At 74.1% G+C, this 16,359-nt stretch carries 18 protein-coding genes; 10 read left to right on the top strand and 8 right to left on the bottom strand.

Annotated features, from left to right (window positions below; genetic code table 11):
• Positions 1 to 312, top strand: a 312-nt coding sequence (locus tag ABZ885_RS22890; protein ID WP_360191563.1) for a hypothetical protein, incomplete at its 5' end; no start/stop codon positions are given.
• Between the two features lie 53 nt (positions 313 to 365).
• On the opposite strand, the gene ABZ885_RS22885 is transcribed toward ABZ885_RS22890, so the two are convergent.
• Positions 366 to 1,235 carry an EamA family transporter gene (locus tag ABZ885_RS22885; protein ID WP_360191560.1) on the bottom strand — a complete coding sequence of 290 codons (870 nt, stop codon included), beginning with the start codon at positions 1,233 to 1,235 and terminating at the stop codon, positions 366 to 368.
• A gap of 261 nt (positions 1,236 to 1,496) precedes the next feature.
• Here ABZ885_RS22885 and ABZ885_RS22880 point away from each other — a divergent pair, with 261 nt between their 5' ends.
• Positions 1,497 to 2,426, top strand: a complete 930-nt coding sequence (locus ABZ885_RS22880) for a serine/threonine dehydratase (protein WP_360191557.1) — start codon at positions 1,497 to 1,499, stop codon at positions 2,424 to 2,426.
• 42 nt (positions 2,427 to 2,468) lie between these two features.
• On the opposite strand, the gene ABZ885_RS22875 is transcribed toward ABZ885_RS22880, so the two are convergent.
• The 6 genes from ABZ885_RS22875 to ABZ885_RS22850 are packed head-to-tail and all read right to left on the bottom strand — an operon-like array spanning position 2,469 to position 6,940.
• Positions 2,469 to 3,212, bottom strand: coding sequence for an urease accessory protein UreD (locus ABZ885_RS22875; protein WP_360191554.1), 744 nt, complete (start codon positions 3,210 to 3,212; stop codon positions 2,469 to 2,471).
• On the bottom strand, positions 3,209 to 3,913 hold the full coding sequence (gene ureG / locus ABZ885_RS22870) for an urease accessory protein UreG (RefSeq protein ID WP_360191551.1): 705 nt from the start codon (positions 3,911 to 3,913) through the stop codon (positions 3,209 to 3,211). Before ureG ends, ABZ885_RS22875 begins: the two co-directional genes overlap by 4 nt.
• The gene (locus tag ABZ885_RS22865; RefSeq protein WP_360191548.1) at positions 3,903 to 4,568 is read right to left on the bottom strand and encodes an urease accessory UreF family protein; all 666 of its coding nucleotides are present in this window, start codon (positions 4,566 to 4,568) and stop codon (positions 3,903 to 3,905) included. The genes ureG and ABZ885_RS22865 overlap by 11 nt, the downstream gene beginning before the upstream one ends.
• Complete coding sequence (locus ABZ885_RS22860; RefSeq protein ID WP_360191545.1) at positions 4,568 to 6,319, bottom strand: urease subunit alpha; 1,752 nt, start codon at positions 6,317 to 6,319, stop codon at positions 4,568 to 4,570. The genes ABZ885_RS22865 and ABZ885_RS22860 overlap by 1 nt, the downstream gene beginning before the upstream one ends.
• Positions 6,312 to 6,623, bottom strand: a complete 312-nt coding sequence (locus tag ABZ885_RS22855; RefSeq protein WP_360191566.1) for an urease subunit beta — start codon at positions 6,621 to 6,623, stop codon at positions 6,312 to 6,314. The genes ABZ885_RS22860 and ABZ885_RS22855 overlap by 8 nt, the downstream gene beginning before the upstream one ends.
• Positions 6,624 to 6,637: 14 nt before the next feature.
• On the bottom strand, positions 6,638 to 6,940 hold the full coding sequence (locus ABZ885_RS22850) for an urease subunit gamma (RefSeq protein ID WP_360191542.1): 303 nt from the start codon (positions 6,938 to 6,940) through the stop codon (positions 6,638 to 6,640).
• Positions 6,941 to 7,332: 392 nt separating this feature from the next.
• On the opposite strand from ABZ885_RS22850, the gene ABZ885_RS22845 reads away from it, so the two are divergent.
• Positions 7,333 to 8,988, top strand: coding sequence for an APC family permease (locus tag ABZ885_RS22845; protein ID WP_360191539.1), 1,656 nt, complete (start codon positions 7,333 to 7,335; stop codon positions 8,986 to 8,988).
• A 162-nt stretch (positions 8,989 to 9,150) separates the two neighbouring features.
• On the opposite strand, the gene ABZ885_RS22840 is transcribed toward ABZ885_RS22845, so the two are convergent.
• A complete protein-coding gene (locus ABZ885_RS22840) occupies positions 9,151 to 10,776 on the bottom strand; it encodes an FAD-dependent monooxygenase (RefSeq protein ID WP_360191536.1) in 1,626 nt (541 codons plus the stop codon).
• A gap of 305 nt (positions 10,777 to 11,081) precedes the next feature.
• Here ABZ885_RS22840 and ABZ885_RS22835 point away from each other — a divergent pair, with 305 nt between their 5' ends.
• The 7 genes from ABZ885_RS22835 to ABZ885_RS22805 all read left to right on the top strand — a co-directional run bounded on the left by ABZ885_RS22835 (position 11,082) and on the right by ABZ885_RS22805 (position 16,357).
• Positions 11,082 to 12,248, top strand: coding sequence for a SchA/CurD-like domain-containing protein (locus tag ABZ885_RS22835; protein ID WP_360191533.1), 1,167 nt, complete (start codon positions 11,082 to 11,084; stop codon positions 12,246 to 12,248).
• A 48-nt stretch (positions 12,249 to 12,296) separates the two neighbouring features.
• Entirely contained in the window at positions 12,297 to 12,731 is a 435-nt protein-coding gene (locus ABZ885_RS22830; protein WP_360191530.1) for a cupin domain-containing protein, read from the top strand.
• On the top strand, positions 12,728 to 13,984 hold the full coding sequence (locus tag ABZ885_RS22825) for a beta-ketoacyl-[acyl-carrier-protein] synthase family protein (protein WP_360191527.1): 1,257 nt from the start codon (positions 12,728 to 12,730) through the stop codon (positions 13,982 to 13,984). Before ABZ885_RS22830 ends, ABZ885_RS22825 begins: the two co-directional genes overlap by 4 nt.
• A 5-nt stretch (positions 13,985 to 13,989) precedes the next feature.
• Positions 13,990 to 15,231, top strand: a complete 1,242-nt coding sequence (locus ABZ885_RS22820) for a beta-ketoacyl synthase N-terminal-like domain-containing protein (protein WP_360191524.1) — start codon at positions 13,990 to 13,992, stop codon at positions 15,229 to 15,231.
• Between the two features lie 67 nt (positions 15,232 to 15,298).
• Positions 15,299 to 15,559, top strand: a complete 261-nt coding sequence (locus tag ABZ885_RS22815) for an acyl carrier protein (protein ID WP_360191521.1) — start codon at positions 15,299 to 15,301, stop codon at positions 15,557 to 15,559.
• A gap of 1 nt (position 15,560) precedes the next feature.
• The gene (locus ABZ885_RS22810; protein ID WP_360191518.1) at positions 15,561 to 16,016 is read left to right on the top strand and encodes an SRPBCC family protein; all 456 of its coding nucleotides are present in this window, start codon (positions 15,561 to 15,563) and stop codon (positions 16,014 to 16,016) included.
• 5 nt (positions 16,017 to 16,021) lie between these two features.
• Positions 16,022 to 16,357 carry a TcmI family type II polyketide cyclase gene (locus tag ABZ885_RS22805; RefSeq protein WP_360191515.1) on the top strand — a complete coding sequence of 112 codons (336 nt, stop codon included), beginning with the start codon at positions 16,022 to 16,024 and terminating at the stop codon, positions 16,355 to 16,357.
• The last annotated feature ends 2 nt before the right edge of the window (positions 16,358 to 16,359 follow it).

The raw sequence follows: 16,359 nt of genomic DNA, 5'->3' as shown, positions 1-16,359 counted from the left end.
GCCCTGCACCTGCTCCCCGGCGGCGCCGAGCCGCAGCCCGGGGGAGCCCGGCACCTGCACGCCATCGCCCGGGTCGGCTTCGGCCCGGTCCCGCTGGACTTCCAGCAGCTGGCCGCCGAGTTCCCGGCGGTGCGCGGCGGCCTCGCGCTGGCCGGCGAGGCCGACCTCGAACTGCGGCTCGCCTGCACCGGCCCCGAGGAGTTACGCGCCGTCTCCACCGCCCTGCTGCGGGCCGGCGCCGCCCGCGTCCAGGTCGACCTGGTACTGCGCGCGCTGGTCCCCGGCCCGCCGGCCCTGCGGCCGGTGCCGTGACGCCCCGGCGGCGGCCCGCACGCCTCACCGGCTGCGGGGCCGCCGCCGCACGGTCAGCCGGTCTCGCGGGTGAGCGCCGCGACGGCGGCCAGCAGCAGGGCGGAGCCCGCCGGCAGGGCCGGGGTGAGCGGCTCGCCGAAGCAGACGACGGCGAGCAGCGCCGCCGCGGCCGGTTCGAGCAGGACGAGCACCGAGGCCGTCGCGCCCGGGACGGTCGCCAGCCCGGCGAAGTACCAGCGGTAGGCGAGCAGGGTCGGGACGGTGCCCAGGAAGAGCAGTGCGCCCGCCGTCAGCGCCGGATCTCCCCCGGCCGGCAGGACGCCGCCCTCCAGCACCGCCAGCGGCAGCAGGCAGAGCAGCCCGGTCGTGAACGCCCCGGTCGTCGCCCGCGCCGAGCCGCCGCCGCGCGCCCAGAGCGTGAGGCCGCTCTGCCCGGCGCCGGCGAGCACGGCGAGCGCCACGCCGAGGGCCGGGCGCGGTCCGGCCGCCGGGCCGGCCACCAGCAGCGCCAGGCCGCCGAGCGCGAGCGCGATGGCGGCCAGCGCCCGCCCGGTGAGGCGTTCGCCGAGCAGGAGGTGGGCCCCCAGACTGGTGAGCACCGGGCCCGCGCCGATGGTGACCAGGGTGCCCAGGCCGAGGCCGGCGTACTGCACCGAGCCGAAGTAGGCGCACTGGCTGACCGCCAGCCCGAGCCCGGTGAGCACCGCCGCACCCCGGCGGTGCCCACCGGTCCGCGGGCCGGACGGCAGCAGGGCGAGGCAGAGCGCCGCGACGCCGAACCGCCACGAGCAGACGGCCACCGGGCCGAGCCCGCTGGTGCGCATCAGCAGTGCGGCCGCGGCTCCGCCCACGCCCCAGGCGACGGCGGCGGCGGAAATGGACAGCAGGCCGTGCCGGAGCGGCACGGCGGCATGAGTGGTCATGCGTCGGTTCTCCACGAAGTGGTGCCGGATGAGGTCCGCGGGGTGCGCGGGCGGCAGCCGTCGCCCCGGTGGCCGCGCGGCCGCCGGGCTGGAATCCGTGGAGTACGCCGCCCGCTAGCGCAGCGGCGGCGGAAGGATCACGAAACGCATGGGGGCGAGTCTACGCCCCGGGGCCTCCGGGCCGGCCGTGATCTTCTCTTCGCCCGCCGGGGCGCGTACGGTCGGTCGACGACCAGCCGGACCGGCAGAGGGGCGAGCGCGATGGGGCAGTTGACGTACGCGGACGTGAAGGCCGCCGGGGAGCGGATCGCCGGGCGGGTCCGGCCGGTGACGGTGGCACCGGGGGACGACGGCGGGCGGGTCTGGCTGGCGCTGGAGTACCTCCAGCACACCGGCAGCTTCAAGGCCCGGGGCGCGCAGAACTTCCTGCTCGCGCACGCCGCGGCGGGCACCCTCCCGGACGCCGGCGTGACCATCGCCTCGGGCGGGAACGCCGGCCTCGCCTGCGCCTGGGCGGCGCGTGAACTCGGCGTGCGGGCCACGGTGTTCCTGCCGGAGACGGCCTCGCCGGTGAAGCTGGCCCGGCTGCGCTCGTACGACGCCGAGGTGCGGCTGGCCGGCCGCGAGTACGCCGAGGCGCTGGGCGCCTGCGAGGAGTTCGCGGCGCGCAGCGGTGCGCTGGCCTCACACGCCTACGACCACCCGCTGATCGCCGCCGGGGCGGGCACCGTGCTGGACGAGATCCGCACCCGGGTGCCCGGCCTGGACACCGTCGTGCTGTCGGTGGGCGGCGGCGGCCTGCTCGCCGGGGTGGCGGCCGCGGCCCGTGAGCACGGCGTCCGGGTGGTGGCCGTCGAACCGGAGGGCAGCCGGGCCCTGCACGCGGCCCTCGCGGCCGGCCGGCCGGTGGACGTCACGGTGGACTCGGTGGCCCAGGACGCGCTGGGCGCCCGCCGGGCCACCGCACTTGCCGTCCACGCCGCCCGGCAGGACGGCGTGGACGCGGTGCTGGTGCCGGACGAGGCCATCGTCCGGGCGCGGCAGGAGCTTTGGGACGGGCACCGGATCGCCGTCGAGTACGCCGCGTCCACGGCGCTGGCCGCGCTCGGCCGGGTGGACGGCGAGCGGGTCGCCGTCCTGCTGTGCGGCGCGAACACCGACCCGTCCGACCTGGCCGGCGGCCTGTCCTGAGCCCGTCTGACCTGAGCCCGCCTGGCCTGAGCCCGCCGGCCGTCACGGCACGCGGGGCTCGTCCAGCAGGCGGCGGAGGGCGAGGGCGTCCGGGGCGGCGGCGGTGAGGAGGGTGGCGTCGGGGTCGGGGAGGGTGAGCAGGGCGGCGTCGCCGGCGGTGGGCGGGGGCGGCGGCGGGTGGCCGACGGTGAGGAGCTGGCCGGTGGTGCGGTGGCCGCCGAGGACGGCGGGGCCGTCCCAGCCGGGGGCGCCGGGGCCGAGGTCGGTCTGCTGGTCGAGCAGGAGCCGGTCGGCCCGGCGGACGGTGATTCGGGAGGTGAGCCGACCGGGGGCGGCGCCGCGGGTCCAGTCGTGGTGGCGGCCGAGGACCTGCTCCTCGCGGTAGCGCAGCCGGGCGCCGGCGGCGAGGGTGATCCGGGTGTGCAGGATCAGGTGGCTGCCGCTCGCGGCGACCACGGGTTCGGGGCGCCAGTCGAGCCGGGCGCCCGCGCCGACCGTCAGCTCGACGTCGTAGTGCGCCGGTCCGGGCCCGGGCAGGCTGATGGTGGCGGCGGCGCTGGTGACGGTGAGGGCGGCGCCGTCGGCGAGTTCGGCGGAGAGGGCGAGCCGGTCGCCGCCGAGCGGGGCGGCCATCGAGCCGATGAGGACGACGTGGGCGGCGCCGCCGGTGTCCCGGGTGCGACGCAGGGCGAGCGGTCCGGCGCCGGAGAGGACGGGCAGGGCGGTGCCGCCCCGCCCGTCCGGCTCGGCGGCGATCCGGGCCCGGGCCGCCACGGTGGCGGTCACGGCCGGGTGCGCCAGGCGTCGAGCCGCTCGCGGACCCAAGCGGCGACCGGTGCGACGCCTTCGGCGGAGGTGAGCGAGCAGAACACGGTGGGGAGTCCGCCGCGTTGGGCGGCGGCGTCGCGGGCCATCACGCCGAGGTCGGCGCCGACCAGCGGGGCCAGGTCGGTCTTGTTGATCACCAGCAGGTCGGAGGTGGAGACGCCGGGGCCGCCCTTGCGCGGGATCTTGTCGCCGCCGGAGACGTCGATGACGAAGATCTGGTGGTCGACCAGCCCGCGGCTGAAGGTGGCGGTCAGGTTGTCGCCGCCGGACTCGACCAGGACGAGGTCGAGCGGGCCGACGGCCTCCTCCAGGTCCTCGACGGCCTCCAGGTTGGCGGAGATGTCGTCGCGGATGGCGGTGTGCGGGCAGCAGCCGGTCTCGACGGCGGTGATCCGCTCGGGCGGCAGGACGGCGTGGCGGAGCAGGAACTCGGCGTCCTCGGTGGTGTAGATGTCGTTGGTGACGACGGCCAGCGAGAGTTCCTCGCGCAGCCCGCGGCAGAGGGCGGCGACGGTGGCGGTCTTGCCGGAACCGACCGGGCCGCCGAGGCCGATCCGCAGGGCGCGGCGGCGGCCGGTCCCGGTGACGGGCGGGGTGTGGGTGTGGGTGTGGGTGTGGCGGGCCGGGGCGTCGACCGGGTCGACGTGGTCACGATGCAAAGAGACGGACCTTCCAGGAGCTGTGGTGCTCGGCGTAGGCGTCGAGCAAGGGTGCGGAGGCGGCGGGCAGCGCGTCCGGGTCGCCCAGGGCGGCGGCCGCGGCGGCCGCGGCGGCGACGGTGTCGAGCTGCGGGGCGAGGCGGGCGAGCGCGGCGGCGACCTCGTACGGGTCGAGGCCGAGCAGCCGGATGCAGGCGGTGGCCGGCCCGTTGACGCTCTCGTGGGCGGCGGCGGACGCGGCCTGGGCGGGGGTGAGCCCGGCGGCGAGGGCGGTCGCGCCGAACACGACCGGCTGGTGCGCGCCGCGCGGGTGTGCGGCGGCGAGCCGGTCCAGGCCGGGGTGCGGCCAGGCGGCGCGGGCGGCCCGGAGCAGTTGCCGGCCGAGCCGCCGGCTGGTGGCGCGCAGGGCGGGTGACGGGGTGCGGGCGTCGGCGGCGGCGTCGAGCAGGGCGGTGTCCTGCCCGGCGGCGGCCGCGGCGGCCAGGGCGGCGGTGACCAGGCCGGTGGTGTGCAGCCGTCCGGTGAGGAAGGCGGTCATGCTGGCGGTGTCGTGCACCCGGCCGGCCCGGACGGCGGCCTCGGCGCCGCCGGAGTGGGCGTGCCCGCCGGCCGGGAACCGCCCGTCGGCGAGCAGCAGCAGGGCGGAGAGGGACATCAGAAGAGGAAGTACCGCTGGGCGAGCGGCAGTTCGGTGGCCGGCTCGGGGGTGACGACCTCGCCGTCGACGGTGACGGTGAAGGTGTCGGGGTCGACCCGGACGTCTGGGCGGGCGGTGTTGTTGACCATCTGCTCCTTGGTGACCCCGCGGGTGTTCCGGATCGCGGTGAACTCCTTGGCCACGCCGAGCTGTTCGGCCAGCCGCCCGGGCAGGCCGTGCTCGATCGCGTCCGGCGCCGTGAAGTTGAGCGAGTTGGCCGCCGCGGAGCGCCCGGTCGCACCGAACATCGGCCGGGGCAGCACCGGTTGGGGGGTGGGGATGGAGGCGTTGGCGTCGCCCGTCTGCGCCCAGGCGATCTGGCCGCCCTTGACCACCAGGTCGGGTTTGGCGCCGAAGAAGGCGGGCGACCAGAGCACCAGGTCGGCGAGCTTGCCCGGTTCGACCGAGCCGATCTCGCCGTCCAGGCCCTGGGCGACGGCCGGGTTGATGGTGTACTTGGCGACGTAGCGGCGGGCCCGGTGGTTGTCGGCGCGGCCGTCGCCGGGCAGGGCGCCGCGGCGGGCCTTCATCACGTGGGCGGTCTGCCAGGTGCGCAGCACGACCTCGCCGATCCGGCCCATCGCCTGGGAGTCGGAGCTGATGATGGAGATCGCGCCGAGGTCGTGCAGGACGTCCTCGGCGGCGATGGTGGCGGGCCGGATCCGGGACTCGGCGAAGGCGAGGTCCTCGGGGACGTGCGGGCTGAGGTGGTGGCAGACCATCAGCATGTCGAGGTGCTCGTCGACGGTGTTGACGGTGTGCGGCCTGGTCGGATTGGTGGAGCTGGGAAGGACGTTGGCCTCGCTCACCACGGTGATGATGTCGGGTGCGTGGCCACCGCCCGCGCCCTCGGTGTGATAGGCGTGGATGCCGCGGCCGGCGATGGCGGCGAGGGTGTCGCCGACGAAGCCGGCCTCGTTCAGGGTGTCGGTGTGGAGGGCGAGCTGGGCGCCGGTCCGTTCGCAGACCCGCAGGCAGGCGTCGATCGCGGCCGGGGTGGCACCCCAGTCCTCGTGGATCTTGAAGCCGAGGGCGCCGGCCCGCAGCTGGTCGTGCATCGCGGCCTCGTTGACGGTGTTGCCCTTGCCGAGCAGGCCGATGTTGACCGGCAGGCCGTCCATGGCGGCGAACATCCGGCCCAGGTGCCAGCCGCCGGGGGTGATGGTGGTGGCCTTGGTGCCCTCGGCCGGTCCGGTGCCGCCGCCGACCAGGGTGGTGACGCCGGAGGCCAGGGCCTCGTCCACCAGCTGGGGGCAGATGAAGTGGACGTGGGCGTCGACGGCGCCGGCGGTGACGATCCGGCCGTTGCCGGCGATCACCTCGGTCTCCGGGCCGATCACCAGGCCGGGATGGACGCCGTCCATGGTCTCCGGGTTGCCGGCCTTGCCGAGGGCGGTGATCCGGCCGTCCCGGATGCCGATGTCGGCCTTGACGACACCCCAGTGGTCGAGGACCACCGCGCCGGTGATGACGGTGTCGGGGGCGCCCTCGGCCCGGCCGGCGCGGGCCTGGCCCATCGACTCGCGGATCACCTTGCCGCCGCCGAAGACGGCCTCGTCGCCGCCGCGGCTGCGGTCCTCCTCGACCTCGATCAGCAGGTTGGTGTCGCCGAGCCGGATGCGGTCGCCGGTGGTCGGCCCGTACAGGTCGGCGTAGCGCTCGCGGGTGAGCCACAGGGCGGGCCGGCCGGCCCGCGGGCGGTCAGCCATCGAGCGCCCCCGCCGTCTCGCCGCGCAGGCCGGCCACCTCGCGGCGGCCGGTGAGCGGGACCAGTCCGACCTCGGCCGGGATGCCCGGCTCGAACCGGACGGCGGTGCCGGCCGGGATGTTGAGCCGCAGGCCGCGGGCGGCCGCGCGGTCGAACTCCAGGCCGGGATTGGCCTCGGCGAAGTGGTAGTGCGAGCCGACCTGGACCGGCCGGTCGGCGCCGTTGACGACGGTGAGCCGGGTGACCGGAAGACCGGCGTTGAGACCGATGTCACCCTCGCCGTACAGGATCTGACCCGGAATCACCCGTTCGGGGGCGGTCACTGGATCGGCCCGTGGACGGTGACCAGCTTGGTGCCGTCGGGGAAGGTCGCCTCGACCTGGACGTCCGGGATCATCTCGGGGATGCCGTCCATCACGTCGTCCCGGGTGAGCACCTTGCGGCCGGAGTCCATCAGCTCGGCGACGGTGCGGCCGTCCCGGGCGCCTTCGAGGACGTGCGAGGTGATCAGGGCGACCGCCTCCGGGTGGTTCAGCCGCAGGCCCCGCGCCCGGCGGGAGCGGGCCACGTCGGCGGCCACGTGGATGAGCAGGCGCTCCTGCTCGTGGGGAGTGAGCTTCATCTGCGCGCACCTTCGAGGGGAGGTCAGAGCGCGCGGACACGACGCTGTGCCGCGGTGTGGCGCATACCGTAGCGGACGAACAACCCCGGGGGCAGCAGGCCTCACCCGCCCGGGAGGGCATCGTTATGCGGTTGACGTCATTTGTATGAACCTATTCACCGTCAAGATTGCCTGACTGCGGGGCGAAGCTCAAATGCCGCTCAAATGCTGAAGCTACCCGTCAGTTACGTAACACATGTATGAACTGAATGCCCCCTACCTGCGGGGATGTAGCAACAAAGTAGGTAAACATTCAGCAAAGGAATCTGTGCAGAGGCCTATGAATACGCCTACTGTGTGGCAACTCTCCGCGCTCCGATGGCCGGGGCCCCCACACCACAGAGAGACTTCGAATGGCATCCCTCAACCAGCTCTCCCCGCCGAGCACCGGTACCGACTCCGGTACCACCACCCACCGCTCGCTGCGCCGCGAGATCGGACTGATCGGCCTCATGTGGGCCTCGGTCGGCTCGATCATCGGTTCCGGGTGGCTGTTCAGCGCCAAGAACGCCGCCATGGTCGCCGGCCCCGCCGCCCTCATCTCCTGGGGCATCGGCGCCATCGCGATCGCGCTGCTGGCGTTCGTCCACGCCGAGCTCGGCGGCCTCTTCCCCGTCGCGGGTGGCACCGCCCGCTACCCGCACTACGCGTTCGGCGGCCTGGCGGGGATGTCCTTCGGCTGGTTCTCGTGGCTCCAGGCGGCGACCGTGGCGCCGATCGAGGTCTTCGCCATGATCAACTACGCCACGCACTGGTCCTTCGCCGAGGGCCTGCAGCGGCCCGACGAGACGCTGACCACCAGCGGCCTCATCGTCGCCGTCTTCCTGATGGCCCTCTTCGTCGCCGTGAACTTCCTCGGCGTGAAGGTGCTGGCCCGCACCAACAGCATCACCACCTGGTTCAAGATCGCCGTGCCGCTGGCCACGATCTTCGTCCTGGCCATCACCAACTTCCACCCGGGCAACTTCACCGACCACGGCTTCGCGCCGTTCGGCATCAAGGGCGTCCTCACCGCGATCAGCACCAGCGGCATCATCTTCGCGCTGCTCGGCTTCGAGCAGGCCCTGCAGATCTCCGGTGAGAGCCGCAACCCGAAGCGCGACATCCCGCGTGCCGTCATCGGCTCGGTCAGCATCGGCACCCTGATCTACGTCCTGCTCCAGGTCGTCTTCATCGCCGCGATCCCCGCCGCGAGCCTCGCCGGCGGCTGGGCCGGACTGGACTTCGAGGGCATCAGCCGCCCGTTCGCCGGCCTCGCGATGACCGTCGGCCTCGGCTGGCTGGCCTACGTCCTGTACGTGGACGCCATCGTCTCCCCCGGCGGCGCCGGCCTGATCTACACCACCTCCACCTCGCGCATCTCCTACGGCCTGAGCAAGAACGGCTACGCGCCGCAGGCCTTCGAGAAGGTCGACAAGAACGGTGTCCCGTACTTCGGCCTGATCATGTCCTTCGTGACCGGCGTGATCTGCTTCCTGCCGTTCCCGAGCTGGCACGAGCTGGTCGGCTTCATCACCTCCGCCAGCGTCCTGATGTACGCCGGCGCCCCGCTCGCCTTCGGTGCGCTGCGCCGCCGCCTGCCGAACCGCGAGCGCTCCTACCGCCTGCCCGGTGGCGCGATCATCTCGCCGCTGTCCTTCGCGGTCGCCAGCCTGATCATCTACTGGTCCGGCTGGGAGACCCTGTACCGCCTGGGCTTCGCCATCCTGATCGGCTACCTGCTGCTCGGCGGCTACGCGCTCTACGCGATCCGCAAGGGCCTGCCGAACGCGCCGCGCCTGGACTGGCGCGCCGCCCAGTGGCTGCCGGTCTACCTGGTGGGTCTCGGCGTGATCTCCTGGCAGGGCACCTTCGGCGGCCAGGGCAACATCCCGATGTGGTGGGACATGGTCGTGGTCGCGGTCTTCGCCTTCGCGATCTACTTCTGGGCGATCCGGGTCGCGCTGCCGGCCGACGTGATCGAGCAGAACATCGAGGACGTCGAGGTCGTCGACGCGGGCGGTCACTGACGCACCCCACCCCCCGCCAGACGCTCGACCACAGAGGACGGGCCCGCCGGTTCACCCGGCGGGCCCGTCCCGTTGTGCAGCTGCGTTGTCGCCCGCTCGCCTCCGAAGCACGCTCGGGGCGGGGTCGCCTCCCGGGCTCCCGGGCGGGGCCGGGTGCCGGGGCTACAGCTTCAGCACCGTCCGCAGCGCCTCCCGCACCGCCGCCTCCGGGTCCGCCGCCGCGCCCTCCGACCGCCAGGCGACGAAGCCGTCCGGACGGACCAGCACCGCGCCGTCCGGACGGATGCCGTGCAGCTCGGCGAAGTCCGCCCCCGGCTCGGGCGCCAGGTCGTCGTCGGCGCCCACGCCGATCCGGAAGGCGTCCAGCGGGACGGCCAGCCCGTCGGCCGCCCGCCGGGCACCCGCGTGCCAGGCCGCGCCCTCGGGGCCGGTCAGCAGCACCATCGCCTGCTCGTACAGGTCGAGCGTGGACAGCTTCACGCCCGCCCGCAGCAGCCACTGGTGCGGTGCCCGGCTGCCGGGCTCGCCGTTCGACCCGAACTGCTCCGGCACCACCGGGCCCGCCGGGTCCGCGCCGGCCACCGCGCCCGCCGGGTACCGGTAGCCGAGCGCCACCGCCAGCACCCCGGCCTGCCGGCCGACGCCCGGCACCACCGCGTACCCGGGGTGGCTGTGCTCGGCCGAACGCGCCGAGGCCCGCTCGCTCGTCACCCGGGCGACCGGCCGGCGCTCCTGCCCGTACGTCTCCAGCAGGCCCGGCCCGGCCCAGCCGCCGAGCACCGCGGCCAGCTTCCAGGCCAGGTTGTGCGCGTCCTGGATGCCGGTGTTCGAGCCGAACGCGCCGGTCGGCGACATCTCGTGCGCGGAGTCGCCGGCCAGGAACACCCGCCCGCCCGAGTAGCGCTCGGCCACCCGCTCGGCCGCGTGCCACGGCGCCTTCCCGGTGACCTCCACCTCGAGGTCCGGCATGCCGACGGCCGCCCGGATGTGCCGGACGCACCGCTCGTCGGTGAACGCCTCCAGCGGCTCCCCGTGCTCGGGGTGCCACGGTGCGTGGAACACCCACTCCTCGTGGTTGTCCACCGGCAGCAGCGCGCCGTCGGCCTCCGGGTTGGTCAGGTAGCAGGCGATGAAGTGCCGGTCGCCCACCGCCTCGGCGAGCCGCTTGGCCCGGAAGGTGATGCTGACGTTGTGGAACAGCTCACCCTTGCCGCTCTGGGCGATGCCCAGCCGCTCCCGGGCCGGGCTGCGCGGACCGTCCGCCGCGACCAGGTACTGCGTCCGGACCCGCCGCTCCTCACCGGTCTCCCGGCTGCGCAGCAGCGCCGTCACCCCCTCGGCGTCCTGCTCGAAGGAGACCAGCTCGGTGCTGAACCGCAGATCCCCGCCGAGCTCGCGGGCGGAGCGCAGCAGCACCGGCTCCAGGTCGTTCTGGCTGCACAGGCACCACGCGCTCGGGCTGAACCGGGCCAGCCGGCCCCCGGGGTCGATCTCCCGGAAGAGCCACTCCTGCTCCTCGCCGGTCAGCGAGGGGGTCTGCAGGATGCCGTGGTTCGCGGCGAGCACCGAGGCCGCCTCGCGGATCGCCGGTTCGATCCCGGCCACCCGGTACAGCTCCATCGTGCGGACGTTGTTGCCTCGGCCACGCGGGTGATGCGAGGTGTCGGCGTGCTTCTCGACCAGCAGGTGTCTGACACCCAGTCGGCCCAGGAAGAGGGAGGCCGACAGCCCGACCAGCGAGCCGCCGACGATCAGCACCGGCACCCGGTCGTCAACCTTCGGATTCATCAATTGCTCCAGCCTGTACGGGGGTTCGCGGCCCGGCTGCGGGGCCCGGCGCCGCCCTCGGCGGGGCCCGCAGACACGGCGGCCCCGTCTCTCCATCCCCCGCGCCGGGGTCGTTCTGCCGCCCCTTCGCTCGGATGGCCCGCATATCTCGCGCCACTCGTGGCGTCCGCGCACGATCGACCTCAGGCCTGGCGCCGACAGCCCCGGCCGACCCGCCACCGCACCGCCCTCCCCCGCCGGGCACCTCCGGCCGGAGGCCGCCCCGCGCGGCCCGACGCGCGCGGCCCAGAAGCAGAAAGTGGATCATGACGACTCTGTCCGAACCGCAGGCGCAGGAGCACGCAGAGACCGACACCCGGCTGCGCGTGATGCTGATGCTGGAGATCAAGGACGGCGCCCAGCAGCGCTTCCTCGACGTCTACGAGAAGCTGCGCCACCAGGTGGCCTCGGTCCCCGGCCACGTCAGCGACCAGCTCTGCCAGTCGATCAACGACCCCCGGCAGTGGCTGATCACCAGCGAGTGGCGGGACCAGGAGACCTTCCTGGAGTGGGTGGACAGCCCGGCGCACCGCGAGATGGTCAAGCCGATGCACGGCTGCGTCAGCGACACCTTCCGGTCGCTGCGCTACTCCATCCTCCGGGAGACCTCCGCGGCCGGCACCACCGGCACCCGTGCACCCGCACCGGTCCCGCCCGGCCTGCCACGCACCGCGCCGGGCGCGCACATCGGCCCGCCGCAGGCCGCCCCCGGCCCGGACGGCGTGATCCGGCACGCGCTCACCTTCACCGTCAAACCCGGCAGCGAGCACGAGGTGGCCCGGATCCTCTCCGGCTACACCTCCCCCAAGGCCGAGGTCGACGAGACCACCCGGCTGCGCCGCACCTCGCTGTTCATGCACGGCAACCGGGTGGTGCGGGCCGTCGAGGTGATCGGCAGCCTCGGCGACGCGCTGCGCCACGTGGCGATGCAGCCGGAGGTGCGGGCCGTCGAGGAGGCGATCAACCCCTACCTCGAGGAGGCCCGCCAGCTCGGCGACCCGCAGTCCGCGCGCGCCTTCTTCGCCAAGGCGGCGCTGCCCGCCGAGCACCAGGCGATCGCCGGCTCGCCGGCCTCCGGCCGCCTGCACCGGCACGCCGTGCTCTACCCGGTGAAGCCGGGCAACGGGCAGGCCACCGCCGAGCTGCTGGCCGACTACGACAACCTGGCCACCGCCGACCCGACCGGGCCGGTCGCGGCGAGCTTCGTCTTCCACCGGGAGGACGTCGTGGTCCGCCTGGTGGACCTGCGGGTGCCGGCCGAGGCCGACCCGGCCGCGGCGCTCGGCGTCGCCGGCGAGCGCGAGGCCACCGTGCTCGGCCGGCTGCTCGACCTCGGCCCGGAGGGCGACCTGCGCACCGTCGCCGGCCTCAGCGCCTTCCTCGCCGCCCGCTCGATGAGCCCGGTCACCGACCGCAGCTCCCAGGAAGCCTGACCGGCCCTCACTCCCGGTTCGCCGGACCCCACACTCGGAGGAAGAACTATGTCCACGCAGTACCCACGGATCGTGCACGTCGACGAGGCACCCGAGAACCGCCGGCGCGGCGGTGACCTGCGCGCCATGCTCACCCCCACCACCTGCGGTGCGACCAGCGGGTTCATGGGTCTGGCCATCGTGCAGCCCGGCGAGCGGATCGGCGAGCACTACCACCCGTACTCCGAGGAGTTCGTCTTCGTGGTGTGCGGCGACCTGGAGGTCGACCTAGACGGGGTGACCCGCCCGCTCAAGCCCAACCAGGGGCTGATGATCCCGCTGAACATGCGCCACCGGTTCCGCAACGTCGGCGACACCGAGGCCCGGATGGTCTTCCACCTCGGCCCGCTCGCCCCGCGCCCGGAGCTCGGCCACGTCGACACCGAGGAGACCGAGGGCTCCGCCACCTCCGGCCCGCCGGAACACGCCAAGGTGGCTTCGTGACCCGGCGAGTCGCCGTCACCGGGATCGGTGTGGTCGCACCCGGCGGCGTGGGCGTGCCGGCCTTCTGGGGGCTGCTCACGTCCGGCCGGACCGCGACCCGGGGCATCACGCTCTTCGACCCCACCGGCTTCCGCTCCCGGATCGCCGCCGAGTGCGACTTCGACCCGGCGGCGCACGGACTGAGCCCGGAGGACGTCCAACGGGCCGACCGGTACGTGCAGTTCGCGATGGTGGCGACGGACGAGGCGGTCGCCGACGCGGGGCTCGACCTGGCCGCGGAGGACCCGTGGCGGATCGGCGTCTCGCTCGGCACCGCCGTCGGCGGCACCACCCGGCTGGAGCACGACTACGCCCTGGTGAGCGCCGGCGGCGCCCGCTGGGACGTCGACCACCGGCAGGCCGAACCGCAGCTGCACCGGGCCTTCGCGCCCAGCACGCTGGCCTCCACGGTGGCCGAACGCACCGGCGCGCACGGGCCGGTGCAGACCGTCTCCACCGGGTGCACCTCCGGGCTGGACGCGATCGGCTACGCCTTCCAGGCGGTCGAGGAGGGGCGCGCCGACATCTGCATCGCCGGCGCCTCCGACTCGCCGATCTCGCCGATCACCGTCGCCTGCTTCGACGCCATCAAGGCCACCAGCGAACGCAACGACGACCCGGAGCACGCCTCCCGCCCCTTCGACGCCCACCGGGACGGCTTCGTACTCGGCGAGGGCGGCGCCGTCCTGGTGCTGGAGGAGCTGGAGCACGCCCGCCGGCGCGGCGCCCGGATCTACGGCGAGCTGGCCGGGTTCGCGACCTTCGGCAACGCCTACCACATGACCGGCCTCACCCAGGAGGGGCTGGAGATGTCCCGGGCGATCGACGACGCCCTCGCCCACGCCCGGATCGACCGCACCGAGGTCGACTACGTCAACGCGCACGGCTCGGGCACCAAGCAGAACGACCGGCACGAGACGGCGGCCGTCAAGCGCTCGCTCGGCGGGCACGCGTACGGGACGCCGATGAGCTCGATCAAGTCGATGGTCGGGCACTCGCTCGGCGCGATCGGCGCGATCGAGGTCGTCGCCTGCACCCTCGCGCTGGCCCACGGCGTGGTGCCGCCGACCGCCAACTACGAGACTCCGGACCCGGAGTGCGACCTCGACTACGTGCCACGCACCGCGCGTGAGCTGCCGCTCCGTCACATCCTGTCGGTCGGCAGCGGATTCGGCGGATTCCAGTCCGCCGTCGTGCTCAAAAGAACGGGGTGAGATCCATGACGTCACGTCAACAGGGCCGCCGGGCCGTGGTCACCGGCCTCGGCGTGGTGGCGCCGAACGGTGTCGGGGCCGACGCCTTCTGGAAGGCCACCAGGCAGGGCGTGAGCGTCCTCGACCGGATATCCCGCGAGGGCTGCGCCCACCTCCCGCTGCGCATCGCGGGCCAGGTACGGGACTTCGACCCGCAGTCCGTGATCGACAGCCGCTTCCTGGTCCAGACCGACCGCTTCACGCACTACGCGATGGCCGCCGCCGACCTGGCGGTGGCGGACGCCGGCTTCACTCCCGACCCCGGAGATCCGTACGCGGTGGGCGTGGTGACCGCGGCCGGCTCCGGCGGCGGCGAGTTCGGCCAGCGCGAGTTGCAGCAACTCTGGGGCCAGGGACCCCAGTTCGTCGGCCCCTACCAATCCATCGCCTGGTTCTACGCGGCCAGCACCGGACAGGTCTCGATCCGCGGCGGCTACAAGGGGCCGTGCGGCGTGGTCGCCAGTGACGAGGCCGGCGGCCTGGACGCCCTCGCGCACGCGGCCCGCTCCATCGAGCGCGGCACCGACGCGGTGGTGGCCGGCGCCGCGGAGGCACCCCTGGCGCCGTACTCGATGGTCTGCCAGCTCGGCTACCCCGAGCTCAGCCTCGCCACCGACCCGCAGGACGCCTACCTGCCGTTCTCCCCCCGCGCCCGGGGCTTCGCCCCCGCCGAGGGCGGCGCGATGCTGCTGCTGGAGGACGAGGAGGCGGCCCGCCGGCGCGGCGCCACCGTCCGCGCCCACATCGCCGGGCACGGCGCCACCTTCACCGGCGCCTCCCGCTGGGACGAGTCCCGGCAGGGCCTGGCCGCCGCGATCCGGATCGCGCTCGACCAGGCCAGGATCGCCGCGGAGGAGGTCGACGTGGTCTTCGCCGACGCCCTCGGCGTCCCGGCCGCCGACCGGGCCGAGGCGCTCGCGCTGGCCGACGCCCTCGGCCCGTACGCGGAGCGCGTCCCGGTGACCGCCCCCAAGTCCGGCACCGGGCGGGCCTACTGCGGCGCACCGCTGCTGGACGCGGCGGCGGCCGTCCTCGCCATGGAGGACGGCGTGCTCCCGCCCACCCCCAACGTCACCGAGGTCTGCCACGACCTCGCCCTGGTGACCGGCCGCGCCCGCCCGGCCGAGCTGCGCACTGCACTGGTGCTCAGCCGCGGGCTGATGGGCTCCAACGCCGCGCTGGTGCTCCGGCGCGACGACCGGGCCTGACCGACAACCTTTCGGCACACCTGGGCCTGCCGGGCCCACTCTGGCTCACTAGCGAAGGGAACACCCCGTGAGCAACACCCTCAGCCATCCCGAACTGGCCGCCCTCATCCAGGCCCGGGCCGGCGTCGTGATCGACCCGGTCGAGCTGGAGCGCCCCGGCGTCAGCTTCGACGACTTCGGCGTGGACTCCCTCGGCCTGCTCGGCGTGGTCGGCGAACTGGAGAACCGCCACGGCGTCAAGGTCACCAACGGCGCGGAGTCGGCCAAGACCCCGGCCGAGTTCCTGGAGCTGGTCAACTCCGCGTTCACCTCGAAGGCGGGTGCCTGAGATGCCCGGACACACCGACAACGAGATCGTCATCGCCGCGCCGCTCGACCTGGTCTGGGAGATCACCAACGACCTGGAGAACTGGCCGCAGCTGTTCAGCGAGTACGCCTCCGTCGAGGTGCTGGAGCGGGACGGCGACAGCGTGCGCTTCCGGCTCACCATGCACCCGGACGAGAACGGCCAGGTCTGGAGCTGGATCTCCGAGCGCACCACCGACCGGTCCTCGCTCGCGGTGCGCGCCCGCCGGGTCGAGCCCGGGCCGTTCGAGTTCATGGACATCCGCTGGGAGTACGCGGAGGTCCCGGCCGGCACCAAGATGCGCTGGGTCCAGGACTTCGCGATGAAGCCCACCGCCCCGGTCGACGACGAGGGCATGGTCAACCACATCAACCGCAACTCGCGCATCCAGATGCAGCTGATCCGCGAGAAGGTCGAGAAGAAGGCCGCGGAGGTGTGAGCGGGATGAACCACCGTGCACTGATCGTCGCCAGGATGAAGCCCGACGCGGCCCAGGGCATCGCCGACGTGTTCGCCGAGTCCGACCGCGGCGAACTGCCGCACCTGATCGGCGTCACCGGCCGCAGCCTCTTCCAGTTCGGCAACGTCTACCTGCACCTGATCGAGGCCGACCGGCCGCCGGGCCCGGCCGTCGCCAAGGTGGTCGGCCACCCGGAGTTCCGGGCGGTCAGCGACGCGCTCACCGCGTACGTCCAGGCGTACGACCCGGCCACCTGGCGGGAGCCGAAGGACGCGATGGCGCGCGAGTTCTACCGCTGGGAGCGCGGCAGCCTGAACTGACC

Origin of the sequence: Kitasatospora sp. NPDC047058 (assembly GCF_040643935.1) — a bacterium.
GTDB lineage: Bacteria > Actinomycetota > Actinomycetes > Streptomycetales > Streptomycetaceae > Kitasatospora.
This window is presented reverse-complemented; position numbering and strand designations above follow the sequence as displayed.

Coding starts and splice junctions, on each gene's coding strand:
- ABZ885_RS22885 (WP_360191560.1), bottom strand. CDS start 1,235: ATGACCACTCATGCCGCCGTGCCGCTCCGGCACGGCCTGCTGTCCATT.
- ABZ885_RS22880 (WP_360191557.1), top strand. CDS start 1,497: ATGGGGCAGTTGACGTACGCGGACGTGAAGGCCGCCGGGGAGCGGATC.
- ABZ885_RS22865 (WP_360191548.1), bottom strand. CDS start 4,568: ATGTCCCTCTCCGCCCTGCTGCTGCTCGCCGACGGGCGGTTCCCGGCC.
- ABZ885_RS22860 (WP_360191545.1), bottom strand. CDS start 6,319: ATGGCTGACCGCCCGCGGGCCGGCCGGCCCGCCCTGTGGCTCACCCGC.
- ABZ885_RS22850 (WP_360191542.1), bottom strand. CDS start 6,940: ATGAAGCTCACTCCCCACGAGCAGGAGCGCCTGCTCATCCACGTGGCC.
- ABZ885_RS22845 (WP_360191539.1), top strand. CDS start 7,333: ATGGCATCCCTCAACCAGCTCTCCCCGCCGAGCACCGGTACCGACTCC.
- ABZ885_RS22840 (WP_360191536.1), bottom strand. CDS start 10,776: ATGAATCCGAAGGTTGACGACCGGGTGCCGGTGCTGATCGTCGGCGGC.
- ABZ885_RS22835 (WP_360191533.1), top strand. CDS start 11,082: ATGACGACTCTGTCCGAACCGCAGGCGCAGGAGCACGCAGAGACCGAC.
- ABZ885_RS22830 (WP_360191530.1), top strand. CDS start 12,297: ATGTCCACGCAGTACCCACGGATCGTGCACGTCGACGAGGCACCCGAG.
- ABZ885_RS22820 (WP_360191524.1), top strand. CDS start 13,990: ATGACGTCACGTCAACAGGGCCGCCGGGCCGTGGTCACCGGCCTCGGC.
- ABZ885_RS22810 (WP_360191518.1), top strand. CDS start 15,561: ATGCCCGGACACACCGACAACGAGATCGTCATCGCCGCGCCGCTCGAC.
- ABZ885_RS22805 (WP_360191515.1), top strand. CDS start 16,022: ATGAACCACCGTGCACTGATCGTCGCCAGGATGAAGCCCGACGCGGCC.